Raw genomic sequence first — 24,999 nt, forward strand, 5'->3', positions numbered from 1 at the left:
TAGTGGGATATAGATAATGAAAAAGAGATTGTAATTTGGTTTCAACCAAACTACAATCTCTTTTTTGTTTCAATTACTTCCACCAAATCCAAGTCCAAAGGTAATTTCGTACATTTCGAGGAGTAATGCGAATGAAGCGTTCACCGTCAAAGAAGCAATTTAAATTTGGAAGTGTTTCATCTGGATTTTCTGGAACAAAAGTGACGATGTTTTCGTTACTTGTAACGGTTACTGTAATTGGTGGGTCGGTAGGCGAGACTTGAAGTTGTAACGAAATATTGGCCGTATTTTTAAATTCATTATTAACAGGTGGACTTATTACTTGTACTGTGAATAATACGATAATTGTTTCGTTTGGTTCCAAATTAGTGGCAACTAGGAAACCGATATTCGGATTCGCTAGTGGAGAGCGTTCACCGTTAATAAAGACAGTGCCGTTTATAAATTGTAAGCCTGCTGGAATAGTATCTTGTAAAGAAATATTTGAGAGTGAAATTTTGGAAGTATTTGTAATGCGTACCGTGTAATCAAAATATTGATTTAAATAAGCTGAGCTGACGGAAGCATTTTTCGTGACTGTTGCAGTTATAAATTGAATTGGTATACGAACAATATTTGAATTAACAATGAAAGTAATAATTGGATCCTGTGGTGTCAATTGAAAGGCAGCGGTAACTGTTGCAGAATTTATAATTGTACTGTTTGAAGGAATAGAAGTTACGAGAACCTGAAATGTTATAGTTGCTACTGAATCTGCAGGTAAAGAGCCGATATTAATACCAGTGTCTGGACGAACATTTGTAACGGGAGTACCGTTAATTGTTACGCTGTTTTCTATAAATGTTGTACCAGCTGGAATGCTGTCTATAACAGAAGTACTGATTGTCGGAATTGGGGAGTGATTAAATACCGCTAATGTGAATGTAATGATATCTCCTATAACGACAATAGATTTGTCAGCTGTTTTTTCAATGTCAACCATCGGATCAACGACTGTCGTTGTAACGGTATTTGTTTGCTTTGTAACTGTATTTATTTGCTTTGTAATCGTAATAGGTGGTTGGATTGGACCGACAATAGGCGTATAGGAAATAGTAGCATCGTTATTGATTGTAGATTGAAGAGTAGAAGAAGAAATTGTCACTTGGAATGTAATAATAACAGATTCATTTGGAGCAAGATTTCCTAACGTAATACCATTTTCCGGATTCGCATTAGGTTGATTGATTCCGTTAATCGTAACACTACCAATAACAAATGTCGTATCTGCTGGTGCTGTGTCTACTAAAAGAAGGTCTTCGATAATGATATTACCATTATTAGTAATCGTGATGGTATACGTTAAAGTTTGACCGGGTAAGGCACTTGTGAAATCAACAGCTTTTATCGCAATGACATTATCATTTTGGACAGTAGTTGTGACGGTGTTTGTTGTAGTCGTATTTGTAACAGGTACGTTATTTGGGTTGACTATATAGTTAAAAGTAGTAATTGCGTTGTTGTTTAGTTCATTTGGTGTTGGAATAGAAGTCACAGTTACTTGGAATGAAACGATAGCATCTTCACCAATAGTTATAGTACCAATTGGTATGCCGCTTACTGGATTCACTCCTGGAAGGGTTTCTCCGTTTACAATGACGCTATTTTCTATAAACGTAGTACCTTGAGGAATAATATCTTGAATGATTACATCATTTACTGCAACATTACCGGTTTGATTTAGTGTAATCGTATACGTTAACGTATCACCAACCGTTGCAAATGCAAGGTCAACAGCTTTATTACTATTCAAATTTGCGTGATTAATTTCTGTTGCGGCAGCTGATGAAATAATAGTTTCGGTAATAGGTGGTCGATCTGGTAACGTGTATTCATATTCAATTGTACTCGTGTTAGAGATTGGATTTGTTTGTGGAATCGAAGTAACCCTTACTTGGAATAGAATAGTTGCTGTCGTATTAGGTGGAATGGTATCAATTTGTATACCGTTAAGAGGATTGTCATTTGGCCGAGCGTTGCCGTTCACGATAACACTATTCTCTATAAAGCTCGTATTTGCTGGGATAATATCTGTAACAATAATGTTTTCGACTTGTATATTTCCGTTATTTATGATGGAAATTGTATAAGGGATGATAGTTTGTAAGTCAGCATATTGGATAGGTGTTGTTTTTGTCGCAATTACATTAGCGGAAATAACTTCAGTGAAGGTAATATTGCTAGTCGATATTTGTTCTTCCACGTTTATTGTATAACGAGAAGTTGATTGATTTTGAACATGACCGCTAGCAGGAAGAGCTACGACGGTAACAGAAAATGTGACTGGGATAGAAATGTTAGGAGCGATCGTTCCCACAAGTATACCTACACTTGGGTTGGCGTTAAGCTGAGGAATGTTATTTACTAAAACGCTACCGTCAATAATGGTTGTTCCAGCAGGTATATTGTCTGTAAATACAACAGCAGTGGCATCCGTATTCCCTGTATTCGTTAAAGTTGTTGTATAAGTTAAAATGTCACCAATCGTTACAGAGGTTAAATCAACAGTTTTAAGTGAAACGATATCAGCATCATTAATTTGAACGAAAGTAGTATTGGAAGTAGTAGATTTTTGAATTGGTGCAAAGTCAGGATTGAAAATAAAGTCGTAGACAATGTTTGCAGTATTAGGTGTTGGATTTACAGTAGGTAAATTCGTAACGGAAACTTGGAATGTTATTGTAGTCATTTGACCTGCTGCGACATTAGGAATGGAAAAGCCGATATTCGGATCTGCTGCAGGAAGTACAGTATTATTAACTATTACACTTCCTGGAATAAATACTGTTCCATCTGCTATAGTATCTGTAAAAAAGATGGAGTTAGTTGTAGCCGATCCATTATTTTGAATGAATACTGTATATTCAATGGTTTCATCAATAGTAGCTAATACAGTATTAGCAGATTTTGTAGCAATAAGAATAGCATCAATAAATTGTATGTTTGTAGCATTGGAAGAGGTCGTTTCTGAAATTGGTGGTGTGCTTGGGTCTGGTCGATACTCATAGTGAATGACGGCGATATTATTAATGTTATTTTGTGGCGGTATAGAAACTACGCTTACTTGGAACGTAACAATAATCGTATTATTTGGAAGAATTATATCAAGATTGATACCGGTAATTGGATTTTCGTTAGGTCTTGGTACGCCATCTACAAGAATGCTATTTGGAACGAATGTGGTGCCAGAAGCAATTGCGTCAAGTAGGAGAGTATTTGTAATAGGTATTGTACCGGCGTTTGTAACTGCGACTGTATATGTGATGATTTGACCGATACGTGTAATGGATCTGTTAGCGGATTTAATTGCGCTAACATTTGCCGTTCGCACTTCAGTATTTACTGCATTTGATAACGATCTACGCTGAATAATTGGAGAACTAGGGTCAATTTGGTATTCGTACGAAGTGTCTGAAATATTAATGACTGTATTGCCCTCTGGTATATTTGTAAGTTGTACTTGGAATGAAATAGTGACTGTTTCATTTGGTTGTATCGTGCCGAGAGTTACTCCGTTTTCAGGATTCACGCCAGGCTGAATTACATTATTTATTGCTAAGCTATCTTCAATGAATATAGTACCTTCTGGAATGTTATCAATGAACACGATATTATTAGCCGGAACGGTTCCTATATTTTGAAGTGTATTTGTGTAGGTAATCATTTGCCCGATTGATACGAAATTTACATCCGCACTTTTAACAGAAATAATATTTGCATTTTGAAGTGATGTTGTAACAATGTTAGAATTTGCAGAGCGATTTACTGGTGGGGCTGTAGGAATACTTACATATTGATAAGTTGCTGAAGATTGATTTACAATTTCAGTTTCATTCGGTGGATTATTTGTTTGCACTTGAAATAGTATCGTTTTGGAACTGTTTGCTGGAATTGTTCCAATCGGTATTCCGTTTTCAGGATTTACACCTGGCTGAAGGACACCATTAATTGTGACACTATCGGGAACGAATGTAGTCCCAGCAGGGATAGAATCTGTGAAATTAATATTTATTGCGTCAACATTACCGATATTTTTCACTTCAGAAATATAAAGTATAGTTCCACCGATATCTACAGTTGTTGGATTGGATGTTTTTGTAATTGCCAATTGTGCTTGCACGAAATTTGTAATAACGATATTACTAGTAGATGTTTCAGTAATAGGCGGTTGCCCTGAGTCTGGTTGGATTGTATATGTTGTATTGGATTGATTTGTAATCGATTCTTGGGAGAATGAATCGTTAATAAGAATTTGGAACGAAATAAGGTGAGTAGCGTTTGCTGCTAAAGTAGGTAAAGTAACACCTACATTTGGATTGGCATCAAGTATAGTTGTTCCGTTAAGTGTAAAACTATTTTCTACGAATGTAGTATCTTGGGGGATCGTATCTGAAAATATGAGATTAGTAGCTGGAATATTTCCTGTATTTTCTAGTGTTATTGTGTAAGTCAAAATATCACCTGTTGTTGCTTGCTGTGCATTGACTGCTTTTAAAGAAAGGATAGTCGCATCCGAAATTTGTGTGAAAGCAGGATTAGACGTAATTGTTCGAGAGATGATAGGAGCAGTTGGATCGGCGATAAAAGTATAGTCAATACGGGCTGTATTAGAAATTGGGTTTACGCTTGGAATAGATTGGACGATAACCTGGAATGTTACAGTGACGATTTCTGACGGTGTGATGGAGTTTAATGGTATTCCTACGTTAGGATTAGCATCTGGAACGGAAACGCTATTAATAGTTACGCTATTCGGAATAAAGGCAGTTCCTTCGGGGACCAAATCTGTTAAAGTAACTGTATTTGCAGTAGTATTTCCGTTATTTTGAACGACTACTGTGTAAGTGATTGTACCGTCAGTAGATTGTACGAGAGAATCTGTACTTTTAATTACGGATAATGATGCATCAACAACAGCTGTATTAACCGTATTAGACGAGGATGTTGCTGTAACAGGAGGTTGACTTGGATCGACAATATACGTGTAACTTGTAAGTGCTTGATTTATAATTGCTCCTTGTGATGGAATAGAACTTGCAAGAAATTGGAACGTAATAGTAGCGGAATCACCTGGTGCGATAATACCAACGGGAATACCGAGAGTTGGACTTGCATCTGGAAGTGAAATCCCGTTGAGCGTAACACTATTTGGAACAAATAATGCTCCTTCAGGAACTCCGTTAATGAGTAATACAGAGTTTGCAGGGAAGTTTCCAGTATTCGTTAATGTTGCTGTATACGTAATTACATCCCTGATAGACACAATTGAACGATTTGCTTGTAAAACAGTTGTAACAGTCGCGTTATTAATTTGTGTTGAAGCGCTATTAGAATTTATCGTGCCTGTAACAGGAGGAGAGGCCGGATCAACGATGAATGTGTATTGAATAGATGCTACGTTTGTAATCGGATTTGAAGGTGGAGTTGATGTAACTATGACTTGGAAAGTAACGGTTAAGGAACTATCCGAGCTAATTGTTCCGATATTCACTCCGTTATTTGGATTTGCACCTGGAATGGTACTTCCATTTACAGCAAAACTATTTTCAACAAAGGTTGTTCCTGCTGGAACTGGGTCTGAGAAATTTACATTCGTAGCGTTTGTATTGCCGCTATTTTGAATCAAAACTGTATAAGTGATCGTATCTCCAATATTTGCAAAGGCTGTATTAGCAGTTTTTACAGCTGAAAGTATTGCTGTATTAATAGAAGTAACGAAGACATTCGTTTCCACATTGCCAGGTTGAGCCAGTAATGCATTGCCTACGTTATATTGGAAGTTAACAAATCCTAAGTTTTGGAGTTCAGGTGTGAACGTTGTTGGATTACTTACGATTTGTACTTGGAATATGATTGTAACAGTTTGATTTGGATTGATTGTATTTATGCCAACACCGTTAATAATCGAAGCGGATGGTAATGGAGTGCCATCAACAATAACGGATCCTGCAACAAATTGTGTCCACGATGGTAAAGGGTCTGAGAATATAGCGTTGTTAGCAGGAATATTGCCTGTGTTCGTAATAGTCGTTGTATACGTAATCGTATCACCAATCGTTGCAAAAGTTTTATCTCCTATTTTAATAGTATTTAAAATAGCACTTTCAATTTTTGTTGTAACGTTGTTAGAAATAATATTTTTTGAAACTGGGGGATTAGCTGGATTAACGATATGTTGAAAGCTAACGCTAGCTTGATTAGTAATTGGATTTATAGGCGGAATTTCATTGGCGATAATGTTAAATGCTACGATGACAGCTTCGTTTGGCGCGATATCACCGATTGGAACGCCTGTAATGATATCTGCATTTGGGATGCTAGTTCCGTTCAGTGTAAAGCTATTCGGTTCAAAGGAAGTTCCGTCTGGAATAAGGTCGGTAAAAATAACATTCGTTGCACTTACATTTCCGCTATTTGTAATTGTAACGGTGTAGGTAATATCCTGCCCGATATCTACCGTAGATACATTTGAATTTTTTTGTGCAGTAAGGATAGCGCTATTAATTTGTGTTGTCGTTGTATTAGATTGATTGGAAGTTGTAATAAGTGGCTGGCTAGGATCAACGACATAATGATATGTGGTAGAAGCAGAGTTAGAAATGGGATTAAGTGTTGGAAGTGTAATAACAGTTGCTTGGAATGTAACGATTGCCGTATTACCACCATTAATGGAACCAATATTTACACCAGTTGATAAATCGGCGTTTGGAATGGTTTGCCCATTAGCTGTGAAACTATTTGGAACGAAACTTAAATTGCTATCAAGAATATCGATAATAGTTACATCAGTTGCGGTCACATTTCCGGTATTAGGAAGGTTAAGTGTAAATGTTATTGTATTACCAACATCCGCAAAAGTAAGATCTGCTGTTTTGGTGCTAATAATAGTTGCGTTGTTTATTTGAAGGAGTGTAGTGTTGGAAGTAGCTGCACTTGAAACGGGAGGATTAACAGGATCAACAGTAAATTCATACGTCGTTGATGCTGTATTTGGTGCTGGGTTACTAAGGGGAATATTGTTTACTGTAACTTGAAAGACGATACTATATATTTCATTTGGTGGAAGTGTTGCAAGTAATACACCTGTATTTGGATTCGCGTCAGGTTGTAGAACACCATCAACAGTTAATGTGTTAGGAACAAATGTGAGTCCGCTCGGTAATGCATCTGTGAATACAATATTAGTTGCATCGGTATTGCCTACATTGGTAATAGAAGTAGTATAAAAAGCAGTTTGCCCGATATCTGCAAAGGATACACTTTCATTTTTCGTCATAGACAATATTGCTTCGTTAATTTGGGTTGAAACAGGATTACTAATTGAAGTTTCTGCATCAGGCGGTGAGACTAATTGATACGATGTTGATGAGAAATTTACAATTGGGTTTTGGGTTGGTAATGATGTTACAGTAACTTGGAACGAAACTGTTACTGTAGTCCCGGCTGTTATTGTCCCAATATTCACACCATTTGATGGGTCCGCCCCACTTTGAGGAACTCCATTAATAGAAAATGTGTTTGCAATAAATGTAGTTCCACTTGGCACGGTATCTGTGAATATAACATTTTGTGCGGATGAGTTTCCATTGTTTGTTAAAGCGACAGTATAAGTGAGTGTGTCTCCGATACGACTAAAAGACTTATCGACTTGTTTTAATGAAAGAATGGTAGCTGTATTAATCGTAGTGAACACTGTGTTTGAAGTAACGGTCCTTGAAACAATCGGTGCATTTGGGTCAGCGATAAATGTGTAAGAAGCAGTAGCGGAATTGGCAATAGGATTTTGGGCTGGTGTAGAAGTAACGGTAACTTGAAATGCTATAGATATTGAGCTGTTAGGAGCAATTGATCCAATCGTTATACCGGTATTAGGATTGAGTCCAATTTGTGTGATGTCATCTATTGTAACGCTATCAGTAATAAACGTTGTTCCATCTGGTATAAGGTCAATGAAAGCAATATCTGTAGCGTTTGTATTACCACTATTCGTTAAAATGGTCGTATAGGTAATGGTATCACCTAGCGTTACAAGTGTTTGATCGACGGATTTCACCATCGTAATGATAGCATCTAATACAGGGGTTGTAACGATATTCGTTGAAGTAGAAGTTGTAACAGGAGTTCCGTTTGGATCGACAGTATAAGAATATAAAATGGTATCATTCCCCATAATTGAACTTGAAGGGGGAACAGAAAGAACATTTACTTGGAAAGTAACGGTTACTGTTTCACCAGGAGCGATATTTGGTATGTTTACTCCAAGTGCTGGTTGCACACTAGGCTGCTGAATTCCATTTATTGTGACTGAATTTGGTATAAATGTAGTACTAGCTGGAATGGTGCTCGTAAAAGTTACATTTGTAGCTGGTGTATTTCCTGTATTCGTAATAGTCGTTGTATACGTAATGGTATCACCGATAGAAATAATAGATTTATCAACAGTTTTTGTTGTAGTTAATATTACACTATTAATGGTCGTTGAAACTGTATTTGATATCGTTGTTTGTAACGCAGAAGGTTGACTAGGATCAACTACATGTTCAAATTGTGTGGAACTAAAATTAGAAATTGGATTTATACTTGGAATGTTTGTAACAAGTACGTTGAGAGTAATAACGGCCGTTCCATTTGGGTTTATATTTCCAATCTGAATCCCGTTAGCTGGATTTCCGATTTGCTGTGTACCAGAATCGTTTGTAAGAGTGCCAGATATGAATGTCGTCCCATCAGGTAAAGTATCCGTGAAAATTATATTTTGTGAAGTGACATTTCCAGGGTTACTTAATGTAATTGTATAAGAAATTGTATCACCAATCGTTGCGAAAGTTTTATCTACAGATTTGATTGCCACAATTTCCCCAGAATTTATTTGTGTCGAAACAGAATTAGATGTCGTATTTCGTGAAACAAGTGGTAAATTAGGTCCTGTCATAAATTTATAATCAATAGAAGCGCCGTTTACAACCGGTGAGTTTGGTCCGCCTGGCCCAATTGTGAAAATTGGATTTGGAATGCTAACTACTTGCACACGGAAGGTAACATTTATAAAATCTCCTGCAATAATATCTCCAATTGGTATCCCGTTAGCTGGATTTACTCCAGGTAATAAAACTCCGCCTACTCGAACGCTATCTTCTATAAATACTGTGTTATTTGGAATCGGATCTGTAAAAATGATATTCGTAGCAGTTGTGTTTCCTACATTTTCTAATAAAACTGTATACGTTAAAAATGAATTTCCAGGTGCTATGTCAGAAAATAGCCGATCCACACTTTTCGTTGCTTGAATAATCGCTTCGTTAATTTGAACTAAAGTTGGATTACTTGTAGCTGTTTCTGTCACCGGCGGCTGGGTAGGATCAACAATGATCGAGTATGTCGTGCTAGACTGGTTCAAAGTTGGATTTGTAACTGGTATTGAGCCAACGATAGCTTGAAAGCTAATTGTTGTCGTTCCTCCAACTGGAATTGAGTCTAAAGAAATCCCGCTATCTGGTCTAAATCCAAGTTGTGGGATGGTATTAATTTGTACGCTATCAGGAACGAATGAAAGTTCAGGTGGTAATATATCGATAAAAACAGGTGTGTTTGCGGCAGTATTTCCGCTATTGGTGAGGGTAGTTGTATACGTAATTGTATCTCCAACAGCAGCAAAAGCACTGCTTGCAGTTTTTGTTGCGATAACAGAAGCAGTATTTACTTGTGTAAAGGTTTTATTAGATTGAACTGTTCGTGAAACTGGCGGTTCATTTATATCTACAATAAAGCTATATTGAAGCGATGATTTATTCGGGATTGGATTAGGGTTTGGAAGTGTTGTAATGTTTACTTGAAAACTGAGTGTAGCAGATGCATTTGAATTCAAGTTATCAATATTGATACCGTTTTGTGGATTTGCATTCGGAACGGTTACACCATTTATCTTAAAGCTATTTGGGATAAAGGTAGTACCGTTTGGAATTGTATCAGTAAAAATAATGTTGTTCGCAGTAGTATTTCCGTTGTTTGTAACAGCTGAAGTGAATGTAATTGTATCACCGATTGTAGCAAAAGTTGTACTGGCGCTTTTATTTATTACTAAAGTAGCGTCAATAATTGGTGTAACTGTTGTATTTGTTACAGTGCTACCAACAGCAGGAGATTGGTTTGGATTTACGGTATATTCATAATTTACAAGAGCATTATTTGTTAATGTGCCACTAGGTGGTATCGCTAAAATTAGTGCTTGAAAAGTAATGAATACAGTATCTCCTGGCGAAATATCTGCCAAGTGAACACCAAGTGATGGATCTAATCCTGGTTGTGGAACATTATTGATCGTTACGGAGTTTTGGATAAATGAAGCTCCTGCGCCAAGCCCATCTGTTAAAACAGTTGCACTAGCAGGGATATTACCTGTATTTGTTACTGCAATCGTATAAGTAACAATATCACCAATTGCAGCTGTCGGTGTATTCACAGACTTAGTAGCGACAATAGTAGCGTTATTAATTTGAGTTGTTATTACGTTACTTAACGTATTGGCGGATGCTGGAGGTAAGTTAGGATCTACGACATACTGGTACGTTGTATTACTTTGGTTCGGGATTGGATTTGGATTCGGGATAGAATTTACTTGTACTTGGAATGAGATGATTGTATTTGCATTCGGATTTATTGGGTCGATTGCAATTCCGCTTGCTGGATTGACATTAGGCAGTGTATTCCCATTTACAGTAACACTATTAGGAATAAACGATGTTCCGTTTGGAATTACATCTGTAAATATTACATTTGATGCAAGTGTGTTCCCGTTATTCGTTAAAGTAGTCGTGTACGTAATAATATCATTTACGTTAGCAAACTGTTTATCTGCCGATTTAGTAGCAGCAATTGAGGCGTTATTAATAGTTGTCTGTACAGTGTTAGAAGCAACCATCTGCATCACAGCAGGTTTGGATGGATCATACGTATATTGGAATGTTGTGTCTGATTGATTTGTAATTGGGTTTACAGCAGGGATAGTTGGTACAAAAACTTGGAATGCAACGGTGCGTGATGAATTCGCTCCTATCGTACCAATCGAAATGCCGTTAGCAGGATTTGCATTGGCTACAGGGACATTATTAATCGTTACAGTATTAGGAATGAAGAGGGTACCCGCTGGAATGATATCTGTAAACGTTACATTAGCAGCAGGGGTATTCCCGTTATTTGTTAAAATGGTTGCATATAGTATGACATCACCGACATCAGCGAAGTTTGTACTCGTTAGTTTTGTAGCAACGATATTAGCAGTATTAATTTGTGTAGTTACTATATTGCTAGCAGCGTTTCTAACGAGAGCAGGTAAATTTGGATCAGCGATAAAGCTATATTGCAGTGAAGCGCTGTTTTGAATTGGGTTTGGTGAAGGTAGCCCATTTGCACTTATTTGAAAAACAATCGTTGTAAAACCACCTGAAGGAATGGAGCCTACTTGAAGACCGGTACTAGGGTCTGCACCTAGTTGTAAAGCACCACCTATAAAAATACTATTTGGTACGATAGTGGTGCCATTTGGGATTATATCAGTAACAATAACATTATTTGCTGTAGTATTGCCAAGATTAGCTAAAGAAATTGTATATGTGATTGGTTGCCGGACATCGGCGATAGTCAAATCTACTTCTTTGACAATCACTACATTTGCTAAATTAATTTGTGTACTTACGGTATTACTTACAGATGTTTCTATAGTTGGTGGATCGTCCGGATTTAAAGTAAAGCTATATTGTGTACTAGATGAATTTATTGTTGGATTTTGAGCTGGTAAAGAGGTGATAGTTACTTGGTAAGAAACAGTAATTTCACCGTTAGCAGGAATGGAAGGCAATGGAACACCAATGTTCGGATCTGCGTTATTTTGGAGTACACCATTAATAAGGAAAGTGTTTGGGATAAAGGTAGTGCCATCTGGATTTGTATCTACGAAAGTTGGGTTATCAGCAGTAACGCTTCCTGCATTTGTTAAAAGAATGGTATAAGTTAATACATCCCCAACAGTAGCGAACGCTCGATCCACTGTTTTTGCTGAAATGACATTTGCGTCATTTACTTGAGTAAATGTAGTGGTTGAAGTTGTGTTCTTACTTATAGGGGGAGCGTTTGGATCAACGATAAAGTTATAAGAAATAGAAGCGCTATTTGAAATAGGATTTGGGTTTGGAATGCTAGTTATTACTACTTGGAATGAAGCTGTAATCGTAGTATTAGCATTAATGCTACCAATATTAATGCTAGCTGGTGTTGCGCCCGGCTGAGTAACGCCGTTAACTATAACACTGTTCGATACAAAGGAAGTACCGTTTGCTATTGAATCGAATAGTAATACATTGTTCGCCGTAACATTTCCATTGTTTGTAAGAGCGAAGGTATAAGTTAATACATCGCCAACTTCTGCGAACGTTTTATCTACAGATTTAGTAGCTTGAAGGTTTGCTAGTCTAATTGTTGATGTAACAGAATTAGAATTTGCTGTTTTTGAAGTTGGTGGCAAATTTGGATTTACAGTATATAGATAAGAGGCGAAAGCATTATTAATGATAGGATTTTGGGTCGTAATATTGATGACTGTTACTTGGAAAGAAAGGGTAACAGTAGCCCCACCAGGAATTGTGCCGATAGGTAAAGCAACGAGAGAATCTACATTTTGTAAAACTCCGTTTAGTGTTACAGAACCAGGAGTCAATATCGTTCCGTTTGGAAGTGGATCTGTTAGTTGCACGTTAGTAGCAGCTGTATTTCCACTGTTTGTAATAAGAATTGTATAACTGATTGTTTCGCCAATTGTAGCAAATTGTTTATTTGTTGATTTTGTTAATGTTACATTCGCATTGTTAATTTGAGTGGAAACGAGATTAGAAGAAATGTTTTTGGTAACGGGTGATTGACTAGGATTGACGGTATATTGATAAGAAGCGCTTGAACTATTAGATACGACATTTGACGCGGGTATTGTATTTACAACTACTTGAAATGCAACATTTTTTGTTGTACCAGTTGGAATAGATCCTATATTCACACCAGTAGCGGGATTTGCTCCAACTTGTGTCGTGCCATCTATTGTTAAACTGTTGAGAACAAAAGTTGTACCAGTAGGAATGACATCTGTAAAAATAACGTTATTTGCATTCGTATTACCTATACCTGTAAAGGAAACGGTGTACGTTAGTGTATCACCAATATCTGCAAAATTTTTATCTACTGCTTTCGTCATTGTTACAGTAGCATTATTCACTTGAGTGGAGACGATATTCGTCGTATCAGTCCCGCTTACTGCAGGTTGATTAGGTACAGGAATGTATTGATATGTTGTTGTTCCACTATTTAATATTGGGTTTGTTTGAGGGATAGAAGGAACGAGCACTTGGAATGAAATAGTAGTAGTGGAATTTGCGGCAATTGAACCAATTGGTATACCATTAGCGGGATTTGCGCCAGTTTGAGTAACTCCGTTCACAGTTACACTTCCTGGAATGAAAGTAGTCCCGCTAGGAATCGGATCCGTATATATCACATTCGTTGCAACGATATTTCCTATATTAGCTAAGGCAATACTGTATGTTAACGTTTCACCAATATCTGTAAAAAGTTTGTTAACTGATTTTGTGCCATTAATATCTGCAAGGTTAACTTGTGTTCCAGCAGAGTTGCTTGTTGCAAGACCGTTAAAGGTTGTTCCTCCGGCAATTGGTGTATATTGAAATGTAATATTAGCAGTGTTAGAGATAGGATTTTGACTTGGAAGAGAAACGACGGTAGCTTGGAAAGTTACTGTACGAGAAGCACCATTATTAATGGTTCCGAGAGATATACCAGCGGCCGGATTTGCGTTCGTTTGTGGGACATTATCTATTGTTACAGTGCCAGGTATAAAGGAAGTACCGTTAGGGAGAATGTCTGTAAAAATAACGTTATTGGCAGGAAGAAGTCCGGTGTTAGGGATAGTAACTGTATAAGTGAGAACGTCTCCAATTGCCGCAACACTTTTATTTACGCTTTTCGTTGCTTGAATATTAGGTGAATTTATGTTGATTTGTAAACCGACTGTATTCAACATATAAGCGTCTCCGTTAGTCGTTAAACGGATTGCGGCGGACACTTGAGAATTTGTTAAATAAGGAGAAATATCAATGGAAGTAATGTCCCAGCCCTGTCTTCCAGCGGAGATGTTTGTGCCTGTAGAAGCACTTTGATTTCGCGTTCCAAATGTTCCAGTTGTATCTAAATTTCCAGCAGCATTGTTAACTTGAGAACCGAAGAAATTATTTACAGCATTATTTGGCCCAGATAAAGCATTTAATGAACTGAAATTTGGTCCAAATAATGCTTGATCCCCTGTTATATCTGCATCTCCTTCAATAGAACTTAAAAATAATCGTCCACTTACAGGTCCTCCTGAAGGTGTTAAAAATCCAGAAACAGCTACATCTGCACTACCAGTATCAGCAGAAACACGGTTACCAGCTACATAAATGGTTAAGTTTCTTGCTGGCAATGTCCCGTTTTGATAAGCGACGATAAGCGTCCATCCAGCCGAATTAATTGTTCCATTAGAAGCATCTATAGGATCTACAAGTCCAGGAACCGCTCCTGTAGTATAGGAACCAGCACCTCCAGATTGAATAAGAGTTGTTACGTCTGCTGAACGAGTGTAAAAGCCAAATGTAATAGAGTTTGAAACGAATGTTTGATTTGAAGCTGTAACAGCTGAAGGAGTAATCGAGTATGTTGAAACAGGTGTTGTAAAAGAAACTGGATTTCCTAATACACTCGTAATGTTTTGATCACGAGATAAATAGTTTCCACCCCAAACGAGTTCTGCGTAAAGAATCGTACTACCAGCAGGGATATTTAAAATAGCGGTAGAACTATTTTGTGTATAGTTTAACGTTGTACCAGCAGGAAAAGTGGGAACTTGTAAAGCGGTATTCGTAGTTGCGAATGCACCAATTGCCCCGATTGTACCAGCACGGTTTTGATTACTGATTTTACTTAACCCTAAAGTATTACCTGTAATAGCCAGTGCGCCATTAGTGGTGGTAGAAAATCGATTCGTAATGGGCATGTTGTCACCTCATTTACAATATAGTCTTGGTCAAAATAACATATGTGTGTGATAAATAAAGGGAAACATGTACAAGTTGATTTAGTAATAATGATTTAAATGTCTAGATAAGGGGATGGAGTATGATTGAATTGGAAATTAGAGTGGAGCGTCTTAGGGAAGAACAAATAGGCGACATTGTAGCATTATCATCTTATATTGGCTGGGATTATAACAGAGAAGAAGTTGAAACAATTTTTAACTCAGGTATTGTATACGGCGTATGGAATGAGAGAAAGGAACTTATTGCTAGCGCAGCAATAATATTATATGGGGAGGCGTTGGCATCTATCGGAATGGTAATTGTACATCCAGATTATAAGGGAAGAGGAATTGGAAAGAGGATTACAAATTCATGCATGAATAGCGTATCAGTTCAAACTCCATTTATGCTTATTGCTACGGATGAAGGGAAGCCCTTATATGAAAAATTAGGATTTAGGGCTGTTAGTTATGTTTCTAAATACATATGTAACTCGTACAATACGAAGGATCATTGTATAGAAAATGAAGGTTATATGATGAATTATGAAGAGTGTGATTTAGAAAAAATAATAAAAATAGATAGAGATGCATTTGGGACAAGTCGAAACGATTTTTTAAAACAAAGAATTATGCAAAGTGAGCAGTGTGTCGTTGTAAAGGATACGAAAGAAAATGTAGTAGGATACGGTATAAGTATACAAACGCCAGAAAATAAAATAATAGGACCAGTCGTTGCTAAAAATAATGCGATGGCAATGAGAATAGTACATAATTTAGCAAGAGGGCATAATGGGAGATTAAGAATGGATGTACCAGAAGGAAAGAACGATTTCATGAAAGAATTAGAGATTGCTGGTTTTAAAAAGGTGAATACACCACCAATTATGATGAAAAATAGCGGTCAATTATTAAAAAGGAATAATGAGTTATATAGCATTGCAGCACAAATTTTTGGGTGAAAAAGAATCCTTCTGAATGAAGGATTCTTTTTCGCTAATCACGATATTGATCATGAGTCGGCTGAAAGAGGTCTTCCTCGATATCTCTCACCATAGAAAAATGATCAACGTTATAATGACCGTGTAAAGTTTTATTGTGATGACCAATAATTTGTTCTGCAGACAATACGTTAGAATCAGTTGTTGAATGACCGTTTTTAATTAATGTAACGTCAAATCCTTGTACAGTTGCTGCTCTAACTGCAGTGTCAATGCAATGTTCTGTTTTACATCCGCCTATAACAATATGATTAATGTTTTCTTCTTTTAAAAGTTCAAGTAAAGAAGTGCCGTAGAATGAATTGGTTGCTGCTTTATTAATAAAGATTGCAGACTGGGGTACTTGAATTTGATTATGTACTTCAAATCCTTCGCCACTACCAGAAGCAACATCGATATCTCTTACGAAAACAATAAGAGCATTTGAATCTATTGCTTTCTGCAGGGCTATATTTAGTGTAGATAATAGCTCGGTTTTACGAAAAACTTCATTTTCTTGCTCATTTCCATCAATTAATTCTTGCTGAGCGTCAATAATTAATAGTGCTTGTTTCATCGTGTCTCCCCTTTAATATGAAATAAGTTCCACTGTACATATTCCTTCAGATTGTTAGAAAATCCTCCATTGTAAGAGAAGTAGAAGATTGATTTACAAAGTTGTCAAAGAAATTTCATTCTCATAGCGTGTAAAAACATGTATGATAGGAGATGGAGAATTTTTGAGTAGGTGGGAATAACATGCAAACAGTAGAAGATTATCTTTCATTCTTACATACGAAAGGATTTAAATTATCAGAGGAAGCACAAGGGTTTATTATGTTTGGACAAGGATATACTGGTGCGTCTGATGGGATTGTGAACGCAGCAATAGAAGCGACAATTAAACATCAATTGCAGTTTGATGGTAGTTATTTCGTTGCGTTATTAGAACGATTGAAAGAGGAAGAAATTACAGATAAAAAAAGCGCTAAGGCTTTTATGCGGAAGTTACAAGCGTAACTTCACGCAGCCTGCGCTTCTTTTTTTGTTTTGGAAGGTAATTCAACAAAAATCATGCCTAGAAAAATACATAGACATCCGATAATAGCAGAAATAGAAAGTTGTTCATTTGCAACGAGAACGCCTGTTAATGCAGCAAAAACGGGCTCCATTGCGAAAATAATTGCTACTCTCGTTGGAGAAGTGTGTTTTTGTGCCGATGTTTGAATGAAAAAAGCAATAGATGTTGCAAACAGGGCAGTTAGAAAGAGTGCGAATAAAAAGGATTGATTCGTCCATAGTGATACTGAAAATAACTTTTTCCAATCTTCAAACAAGAAAGCGCAAATAGAAGAAAATATACCAACAGCTAATACTTGAGATGTGCTTAATAATAAAGGTGATATTTTTTTAGAAAAGAAGCCGTTAATAAGAATATGGGCAGCGAAAGCGACTGCACAACCAAGAACAAGTATATCTCCTATATTTAATTGGAAAGAATCAGCAGCTGTTAATAAGTACAAACCTGTTGTAGCTACAGCAATACCAAGTATGATGAAAATGGTGGCTTTTTGTTTTAAAAAGATAAATGATAAGATTGGGACCATAACAATGCTTAGCCCAGTTAAGAAACCTGCTTTTGAAGAAGTTGTATAGAGTAAGCCAAATGTTTGTAATAAATAGCCGACAAATAAGAAGAACCCAACCATTAATCCAGCTAAACTACTATGTTTTAATTCTTGTTTTGAAGTTTTCTGTGAGAAAATAATTTGAACGAATAATAAAATAATTCCAGCGAATAAAAAGCGAATACCATTAAACGTAAATGGACCAACGAAAGACATAGCGTTTTGAACGACAACAAACGTAGCTCCCCAAATAAAAGAGACAAATAATAAAGCAAGAGGAGCAATCCACTCTTTTTTCACACTCATACCCCCGTTAATTTTGTAAGATAGCTTTTCTAGCTAATTCATCAGCTACTTTATTTTGACTACTTGGAATCCACTTAATAAAAAAGAGATCGAAGTTTTTTATGTACTGCAGTGCTTCATCTAAAAGAGGTGCAAATATTTTATTTTTTGCGTATTCCTTTTCAACAGCCCGCTCAACAAGCTGCGAATCTGTACGAAAAGAGACAGTGCTATAATTATGCTCGATGCAATATTTTAATGCTAGAAGTAAAGCGCGGTATTCTGCTTCATGATTGGACATTGTTCCAAGTGGTACTGATAGTTGTATAGGTGGCTGAACGCCTTTAATAAACACTCCTGCACCAGAAGGACCAGGATTTCCTTTTGATGCACCATCAATATATACTTCAATCAAAATGAGAAACCTCCAAATTATAAGATGATCCCCTACTTAAATATTTTTTTGAAGTAGGGGATAGAGTAGTTATCCGATTGTGATGCTGTAACGACATGTAAATGTTTCATTCGCTTGTAAAGATTGAATTCCCTTTTTGTCCTTGAAATCTTTTGCTGGATTTACTTCATCAGCGATTCCATACCAAGGTTCAATACATAAGAAAGGTGCGTTATCCCCTGGTGTCCATACGCCAACAAATGGGAATCCATCAAATTCCACTTTTACAAATTTATTATGTTTATGAGAACGAATCGAAATTTCATTCGTATTCATATGTTCAAAAATAAGTGCATCATTTTTGAATAAATCATATGTAAGTGGCAATTCAGTCGTATTTTCAGCGATTAATTGCTTTTTGTTTGAAAGATAAGGTCCTTCTAATACGCTTGTTTCTAAGCGTTCCGAACCATTAAACGATAAGTAATAATCTGTAAATGATTCACCGTCCAATAAAGGGAAGTTGAATCCAGGATGTGCTCCGATTGAGAAGAACATTTCTTTAGAAGTAGGATTGTTTACTTCATATGTTACATGAACACTTTGTCCATCTAGCTCATAAGAAACGAGTAATTCGAATTCGTATGGGTATTTTTTTAATGTTTCTTCATTACTAGTAACGATATAAGTGATCTTTGTTTCGCTTTGTTCTTTCACGGAGAAAGTAAGATCACGAGCGAAACCGTGTTGTGTTAATGAATATGGTTTACCGTCTACGTAGTATGTATTATCTACTAATCGACCGACAATTGGGAACAAAATTGGTGCACGGCGTCCCCAATAAGTAGAATCACCTTGCCATAAATATTCTATGTTGTCTTCTTTTAAGCGAACGCTCTGTAATTCTGCACCTTTGTCAGAAATGGAAACGATCACTTTTTTATTTTGAATTGTTGCTGTCATGAAGTGAAACCTCCTAAATCTTTCATATGCTTTATTATACGTTGTCTAAAAGAAAAAAGGTAGTTCACGATAGGAATCTATTGACGAAAGAGGGGCTACCACGTAAAATATAATCTTGTTGCTTAAAAAACGAATAACGTGGTTCGAAACCATCCCACGTAAAAAAACTAAGGAGATTTTGTCATGAATATTAGAACATTAGTCGGTAATGGTATTTTAGCGGCATTATATATTGCTGTTTCTATGCTTATTCAGCCATTTGGCTTTACGAATGTACAGTTTCGTATTTCAGAGATGTTTAATCATCTCGTTGTATTTAACAAGAAAGCAATTTACGGAATTGTATTAGGTGTATTTTTAACGAATCTCTTTTTCTCACCTATGATCGCTTATGATTTAGTATTTGGAGTAGGTCAATCTATTCTTGCATTAGTTGCAACGATTATTTCTATGCGGTTTATTAAAGGTGTTTGGGCTCGTATGATTTTTAATACAGTTATCTTTACGATTACAATGTTTATGATTGCAATTGAACTTCATCTTGCATTGGGTTTACCATTTATGTTGTCTTGGTTAACTTGTGCAATTGGTGAATTTGTTGTCATGGCGATCGGTATGCCTGTAATGTACTGGATTAATAAGCGAGTACAATTTGAAAGATTTATGTAATAGATGAAAGAGCTATTCCTATAGGGATAGCTCTTTTTGTATGTAATCATATTGAATATAATACTGTGACTCTTGATAAAATATAATAAAATAAAGTGAGGCTTCAATTAGCCGGATAAATAAGAAGTCTTACATAAGGGGAATGTAGTATGAAATATAAAATTCATTGGTTGTATAAAACGAAGCGCGGATTGCAGACGGAATTAACGACAGGGTATATGAACATAGAAGAAGTACTTCAATTTGCAGAGGATTTTGAGAAAACAGGAAGAGTAAAAGAATTTTCATTTTATGATGAAATGGACGCAGAATGGTCATTAAAAGAGATGAAAAAGTTAAGTAAGCAAGTAGAGGAAGAGCCCCAAGAAATACTCGTTTATTTTGATGGTGGGTATGATGTGCAAACGAAAGAAGCTGGCATTGGTATATGTGTGTATTATAAAAAAGCAAATACAAACTACCGCATTCGCCGCAATGCATATATAGAAGGTATATATGATAATAATGAAGCGGAATATGCATCATTATTATACGGTATGAATATACTCGAGGAACTAGGGATTAAGTATGAAGCAGTTACACTTCGCGGAGACTCACAAGTGGTACTGCAGCAATTAGCCGGAGAATGGCCTTGTTATGATGAACATTTAAATCATTATTTAGATCAAATTGAACAAAAGGCGAAGCAAATGAAATTAAAACTTATATGTGAGCCGATATCTAGAAAACAAAATAAAGAAGCACATCAATTAGCTACGCAAGCATTGGAAGGAACAGTTATTGATAGTCATAAAGAAATAACTGAATAGAGAGGTGCAAAGGTGGATAAAAAGCAACTCATTACAGAGGTAAATGACTTATTAGAAACGTATTGTGAAGGCTGTTTTTTGCGAGAACATAATCGAAAGACAAATAGTAAATATTATGCCCATTCATTTTGTATAAGGCAATGTACAGTTGGAGAAACATTGAAAAAGTATGGGGACCAGTTGTCATGAAAAACATCCAGAGAAAATTCTCTGGATGTTTTTTAGTGTCTTGCTTCGTTTAGTTGATGCTCACATTTATTTAATTTCTTTTCCTCATTCATTAAAAATGGTTCATCTAAATCAGTTGCAACAGATTTCATAATTTCAAGCTGAGAGCGAGCTGCTTCTACAGCAGTAGTAGCATGCTCTAATGTATCTGGATCCATTGAAATTGTTGCTGATCCTACCATTTTTTGTGCTGTTTCTACACGGAATTTCACTTCTTCAAAATCATTTACTTCTGATCCCATTAATAATTCCTCCTTTGTATAGTGCGCATTTCACATAGTTTTTGCTCTGTAAAACGGAAATATACAAAGGAATAACAAAGGAGGTTACCAAGTAAGGTAACCTCCTGTTATATGTTGGATTAAAGTTTTACTACGTTAGCAGCTTGAGGTCCGCGGTTACCTTCAGTAATGTCGAAAGATACTTCTTGACCTTCTTCTAAAGCTTTGTAGCCGTCTCCTTGAATAGCAGAGAAATGTACGAATACATCGTCAGCGCCTTCCATTTCGATAAATCCAAAACCTTTTTCGTTGTTAAACCATTTTACTTTTCCTTGCATGTTACAATTCCTCCTAAAAGCGTTTACTATTTTCATTTAGTGAAATTCATTTTAAAAAAATAATATAAACTAAAAATGCTATATTCTTGAATATTCTGCTAAATGATTAATTTAAATATACACGAATTGGGAGAATTTAGTCAAGTAAGCGATTTTATTTTTTTGTATTTTTAAATAATTTTTCAGTCAAATTTTTAAGTAGGTATAGGACAGGCCGAGTATGTAATATTCTTAATTGAATGCTATACATAATGAGGTGAAAGAATGAATAAGTCTTACTTATTAGATAATGAAGGAATGAGAACGAGAACCGACATACCGGATTGGGTTGCAAAAGAATTTGAGATTTTTTCAAGTGTCGTGTTAGAACCAACTTTTCCATGCTATTTCGGTTTAACAGCTTTGAAAAAGAATGAACTTCGTTATTCATTTCTTTCTCATAATGATTGGAGTCATTTGCCGCATACAATGTTATCTTTTTTAGAGTTAATGAAAGAGAGACCGATTGTAAGAAGAGGCTTTTTCCTTTTTGTAGAACCGGAATGTGAAGAACAATCACTCGAATATTACCGTGATTCCTTTTGGAAAGTGTTACAGTATTTACATGAAAACGATAATCAAGCATGGCCAAAGCAAATTCCTGAAGATCCAGACCATTATTTATGGGAATTTTCATTTGGTGGTGAGCCAATATTCGCATTTGGAAATGCGCCAGCTTATAAAAAACGAAAAACTAGACATTTAGGGAATTCACTCGTTATTGGGTTTCAGCCACGCACTATTTTTGATGGATTAGAGGGAGATCGTCCTAAAGGAGCATATTCAAGACAAATGGTCCGTGAGCGAGTTGAAAAGTGGGATCAATTGCCGAAACATCCTAACATTAGTCATTATGGTGACCCAGAGCATCGCGAATGGAAACAATATTTCATAGGAGACGATGTAGAGCTAATAAAAGGGAAATGTCCTTTTCTTCATAAGATAGAAAAGTAAGAGCCATCACCTAGATGGCTCTTTTGTATATTTTGGATAAAAAAGGGTATTTTATTATGAAAGCTAGTCTATTTTTTTAATTACATCATTAACTAGTAGTAAAGAGAGTAGAAAGGATAGAGCGATGTTTGGAGCAATTATACAGCAAATCGTATTAGGTATATCATTGGCTGCGCCAGTAGGTCCAATTAATATTGAAATGTTAAAACGAGGAATTGAACGTGGGTTTTGGCACGCTTGGGTTGTTGGAATTGGCGGAATGACTGCAGATGTTTTATTTATGCTTCTCATTTATTTCGGTTTATCTTCTGTGTTTATGTATACATATGTACAAGCCTTCATGTATTGCACGGGTTTTTTCTTGTTATTTTATTTAGGATTTCAAAGTGTAAAACAAGGAATTTTCCACTCGAATATGGAATATAAAAAAGAAGAGGTAGGTGGCCTTAAGCAATCGTTTATGGCAGGATTTTTAATTGCGATATCCAATCCATTAAATCTTGTTTTTTGGTTTGGTATATACGGAAGTACACTTAGCTCATTACTTACGAAGGTAACGAAACAAGAAGCTTTTTTATACAGTCTTTGCATTATTGCTGGTATTATTTTATGGAATTTAAATATTGCTTTTTCTGTACATTTTGGAAGAACTTTATTAAAACCAAAAGCGCTTAGCTACATAACAGCCGGAGCAGGTATTATTTTAGTATGTTATTCTATACATTTTGCATACAAAGCTTTACAGTTGTTCACATAAGATTGAAGGGGAGATTTTTATGTATCGAACCACTATTGAAGGAAAAGAAATTATAATTACGTTAGCGCCAAAAATCCGAAAAGAAATTACTGATAGAAATCCACTATATGAAACGGTATTTCATAATGCAGCAAGATTGTTACAAACAAAGCAACCGACGTTTGCAGTAAATCATGAAATATTTGGGCTCATTATTGGAGAAGTGCAAAGAGGAGAAGTAACAGTGTTTGCAGTGGAACATATTATTCCGAAGCAAAATATATTTGGACCAAACAATTTTTTCTCGACAATAGAACAGCAGGCAAATTTGTAAAGTGAATAGAATAAGAATAGAAAAGAAATAGTCGTAACGATATGTTGCGGCTGTTTTTTTTGAAAAGGGGGAAACAAGATGAAGAAAGTGGGGAAAGAGTTCTTTTTACAACATGATATCGTTATTATGTATAGTATTTTATTTGTTTTTATCATTATTTTAAAAATGCAATTTTTCACATGGATCGGTTTGTTATCATGTTTGTTTGGGATTATTTTTTATACGCTAAACGAATATATGACACACCGGTTTTTATTTCACTTAAAACCACCTAAAAACATATTTTTATTAAAGATGTTAAGAAGATTACATTATGACCATCACGTATATCCAGATGATTTAAAACTTTTATTTTTGCCTGTATGGTTTAGTATACCGAGCTTTACTATATATTTACTTATATCATATGCTATAACAAAAAGTGTTACTATTACACTTTCATTCGGAATTGGAATGATTAGTATGCTTCTCGTTTATGAATGGAAACATTATATTGCACATAAGCCAATTCGTCCCGTCACTAAGTTTGGAAGATGGCTAAAAAAACAGCACATATTACACCATTATAAAAATGAAAAGTTTTGGTTTGGTGTTTCAAATCCAGTATTCGATTTCATATTTGGAACGCTTAAAGATGGAAAAGACGTTGAGTTAAGCGAAACGGCTCGTAATTTAGAAAAGGAGAAAAAGACAAAAGTAGTGCGTTAAGCACTGCTTTTGTTTTAATGAGGAAAAAATAAGTAAGGTGTCACTTTATTTTGAAAAATTATATTAAAAACTTAGGGGAAAATGCCGAAAAATGTCTATCAAAAAATCTTTGCAGAAATGTATGGATTGTCTAAAATGAAAATAAGTTTCTGAATATTTATAAAATTTAGTCTTTAGGTATACAAGGGGGAAGTGTATTTCAAGTAAGAGAGGGGACCGGTTAATGAAACGAGACGATACGTCAGCACGTAAGTTGCAAAATGAGGTGAATTATACAGAGGTCGTTCAGTCGGAAGAATTTCAATTGTTATTAAATACGAAAAAGAAGTTTATCATTCCAATGAGTATTTTCTTTTTTAGTTTTTTTATCGCATTACCTATTCTAACATCGTATTCAAAGGTGCTTAATACACCTGCATTTGGAGACGTTACATGGGCGTGGGTATTTGCTTTTTCCCAATTTATCATGACATGGGCACTATGTATGATTTATAGCAAAAAAGCAGAATCATTTGATGAAATCTCCCGAAAAATTCTACAAGATATGCAAAAAGGGAGGGGCTGA

At 35.9% G+C, this 24,999-nt stretch carries 17 protein-coding genes and 1 riboswitch; of the genes, 10 read left to right on the top strand and 7 right to left on the bottom strand.

Translation table 11 applies throughout. The annotated features are described in order from the left end of the window. Nucleotides 1-73 precede the first annotated feature (73 nt). Nucleotides 74-15,127 carry a DUF7507 domain-containing protein gene (locus tag MR136_RS16615; RefSeq protein WP_242259529.1) on the bottom strand — a complete coding sequence of 5,018 codons (15,054 nt, stop codon included), beginning with the start codon at nucleotides 15,125-15,127 and terminating at the stop codon, nucleotides 74-76. A 122-nt stretch (nucleotides 15,128-15,249) separates the two neighbouring features. On the opposite strand from MR136_RS16615, the gene MR136_RS16620 reads away from it, so the two are divergent. After that, nucleotides 15,250-16,110 carry a GNAT family N-acetyltransferase gene (locus MR136_RS16620; RefSeq protein WP_000571016.1) on the top strand — a complete coding sequence of 287 codons (861 nt, stop codon included), beginning with the start codon at nucleotides 15,250-15,252 and terminating at the stop codon, nucleotides 16,108-16,110. A gap of 34 nt (nucleotides 16,111-16,144) precedes the next feature. On the opposite strand, the gene MR136_RS16625 is transcribed toward MR136_RS16620, so the two are convergent. Beyond that, complete coding sequence (locus MR136_RS16625) at nucleotides 16,145-16,705, bottom strand: cysteine hydrolase family protein (RefSeq protein ID WP_000806319.1); 561 nt, start codon at nucleotides 16,703-16,705, stop codon at nucleotides 16,145-16,147. Between the two features lie 182 nt (nucleotides 16,706-16,887). On the opposite strand from MR136_RS16625, the gene MR136_RS16630 reads away from it, so the two are divergent. Beyond that, nucleotides 16,888-17,148 carry a DUF6123 family protein gene (locus tag MR136_RS16630; protein ID WP_001195212.1) on the top strand — a complete coding sequence of 87 codons (261 nt, stop codon included), beginning with the start codon at nucleotides 16,888-16,890 and terminating at the stop codon, nucleotides 17,146-17,148. Between the two features lie 2 nt (nucleotides 17,149-17,150). On the opposite strand, the gene MR136_RS16635 is transcribed toward MR136_RS16630, so the two are convergent. The 3 genes from MR136_RS16635 to MR136_RS16645 form a co-directional block, all read right to left on the bottom strand. After that, nucleotides 17,151-18,056: a DMT family transporter gene (locus MR136_RS16635; protein WP_000712607.1), complete on the bottom strand. Its 906-nt coding sequence runs from the start codon at nucleotides 18,054-18,056 to the stop codon at nucleotides 17,151-17,153. 13 nt (nucleotides 18,057-18,069) lie between these two features. Continuing rightward, nucleotides 18,070-18,456, bottom strand: coding sequence for a reverse transcriptase-like protein (locus MR136_RS16640; RefSeq protein ID WP_017672989.1), 387 nt, complete (start codon nucleotides 18,454-18,456; stop codon nucleotides 18,070-18,072). 69 nt (nucleotides 18,457-18,525) lie between these two features. Further along, nucleotides 18,526-19,398: an aldose 1-epimerase family protein gene (locus MR136_RS16645; RefSeq protein WP_000127435.1), complete on the bottom strand. Its 873-nt coding sequence runs from the start codon at nucleotides 19,396-19,398 to the stop codon at nucleotides 18,526-18,528. A gap of 132 nt (nucleotides 19,399-19,530) precedes the next feature. Further along, nucleotides 19,531-19,575, top strand: a riboswitch (PreQ1 riboswitch). A 6-nt stretch (nucleotides 19,576-19,581) separates the two neighbouring features. Between MR136_RS16645 and MR136_RS16650 the strand changes: the two genes are divergently transcribed. The 3 genes from MR136_RS16650 to MR136_RS16660 all read left to right on the top strand — a co-directional run bounded on the left by MR136_RS16650 (nucleotide 19,582) and on the right by MR136_RS16660 (nucleotide 21,065). Further along, nucleotides 19,582-20,067: a QueT transporter family protein gene (locus MR136_RS16650; protein WP_001026474.1), complete on the top strand. Its 486-nt coding sequence runs from the start codon at nucleotides 19,582-19,584 to the stop codon at nucleotides 20,065-20,067. A gap of 149 nt (nucleotides 20,068-20,216) precedes the next feature. Then, nucleotides 20,217-20,876, top strand: coding sequence for a ribonuclease H family protein (locus tag MR136_RS16655; RefSeq protein WP_000875558.1), 660 nt, complete (start codon nucleotides 20,217-20,219; stop codon nucleotides 20,874-20,876). 12 nt (nucleotides 20,877-20,888) lie between these two features. Continuing rightward, nucleotides 20,889-21,065, top strand: coding sequence for a zinc-finger domain-containing protein (locus MR136_RS16660; RefSeq protein ID WP_002023738.1), 177 nt, complete (start codon nucleotides 20,889-20,891; stop codon nucleotides 21,063-21,065). Nucleotides 21,066-21,097: 32 nt separating this feature from the next. On the opposite strand, the gene MR136_RS16665 is transcribed toward MR136_RS16660, so the two are convergent. Continuing rightward, complete coding sequence (locus MR136_RS16665) at nucleotides 21,098-21,346, bottom strand: DUF2564 family protein (protein ID WP_000534392.1); 249 nt, start codon at nucleotides 21,344-21,346, stop codon at nucleotides 21,098-21,100. A gap of 119 nt (nucleotides 21,347-21,465) precedes the next feature. Beyond that, nucleotides 21,466-21,663: a cold shock-like protein CspB gene (gene cspB / locus MR136_RS16670; protein WP_001161731.1), complete on the bottom strand. Its 198-nt coding sequence runs from the start codon at nucleotides 21,661-21,663 to the stop codon at nucleotides 21,466-21,468. Between the two features lie 264 nt (nucleotides 21,664-21,927). Between cspB and MR136_RS16675 the strand changes: the two genes are divergently transcribed. From MR136_RS16675 to MR136_RS16695, 5 genes are all read left to right on the top strand, one after another. Further along, nucleotides 21,928-22,656, top strand: coding sequence for a YqcI/YcgG family protein (locus MR136_RS16675; protein WP_001043771.1), 729 nt, complete (start codon nucleotides 21,928-21,930; stop codon nucleotides 22,654-22,656). A 124-nt stretch (nucleotides 22,657-22,780) separates the two neighbouring features. Continuing rightward, complete coding sequence (locus MR136_RS16680; RefSeq protein WP_017672988.1) at nucleotides 22,781-23,413, top strand: LysE family transporter; 633 nt, start codon at nucleotides 22,781-22,783, stop codon at nucleotides 23,411-23,413. Between the two features lie 19 nt (nucleotides 23,414-23,432). Continuing rightward, the gene (locus MR136_RS16685) at nucleotides 23,433-23,726 is read left to right on the top strand and encodes a hypothetical protein (RefSeq protein WP_000286383.1); all 294 of its coding nucleotides are present in this window, start codon (nucleotides 23,433-23,435) and stop codon (nucleotides 23,724-23,726) included. Between the two features lie 78 nt (nucleotides 23,727-23,804). After that, entirely contained in the window at nucleotides 23,805-24,434 is a 630-nt protein-coding gene (locus MR136_RS16690) for a sterol desaturase family protein (protein ID WP_017672987.1), read from the top strand. A gap of 223 nt (nucleotides 24,435-24,657) precedes the next feature. Next, complete coding sequence (locus tag MR136_RS16695; RefSeq protein ID WP_000817366.1) at nucleotides 24,658-24,999, top strand: DUF485 domain-containing protein; 342 nt, start codon at nucleotides 24,658-24,660, stop codon at nucleotides 24,997-24,999.

This window comes from Bacillus cereus group sp. BfR-BA-01311, assembly GCF_022664295.1.
GTDB classification, from domain to species: Bacteria; Bacillota; Bacilli; order Bacillales; family Bacillaceae_G; genus Bacillus_A; species Bacillus_A cereus.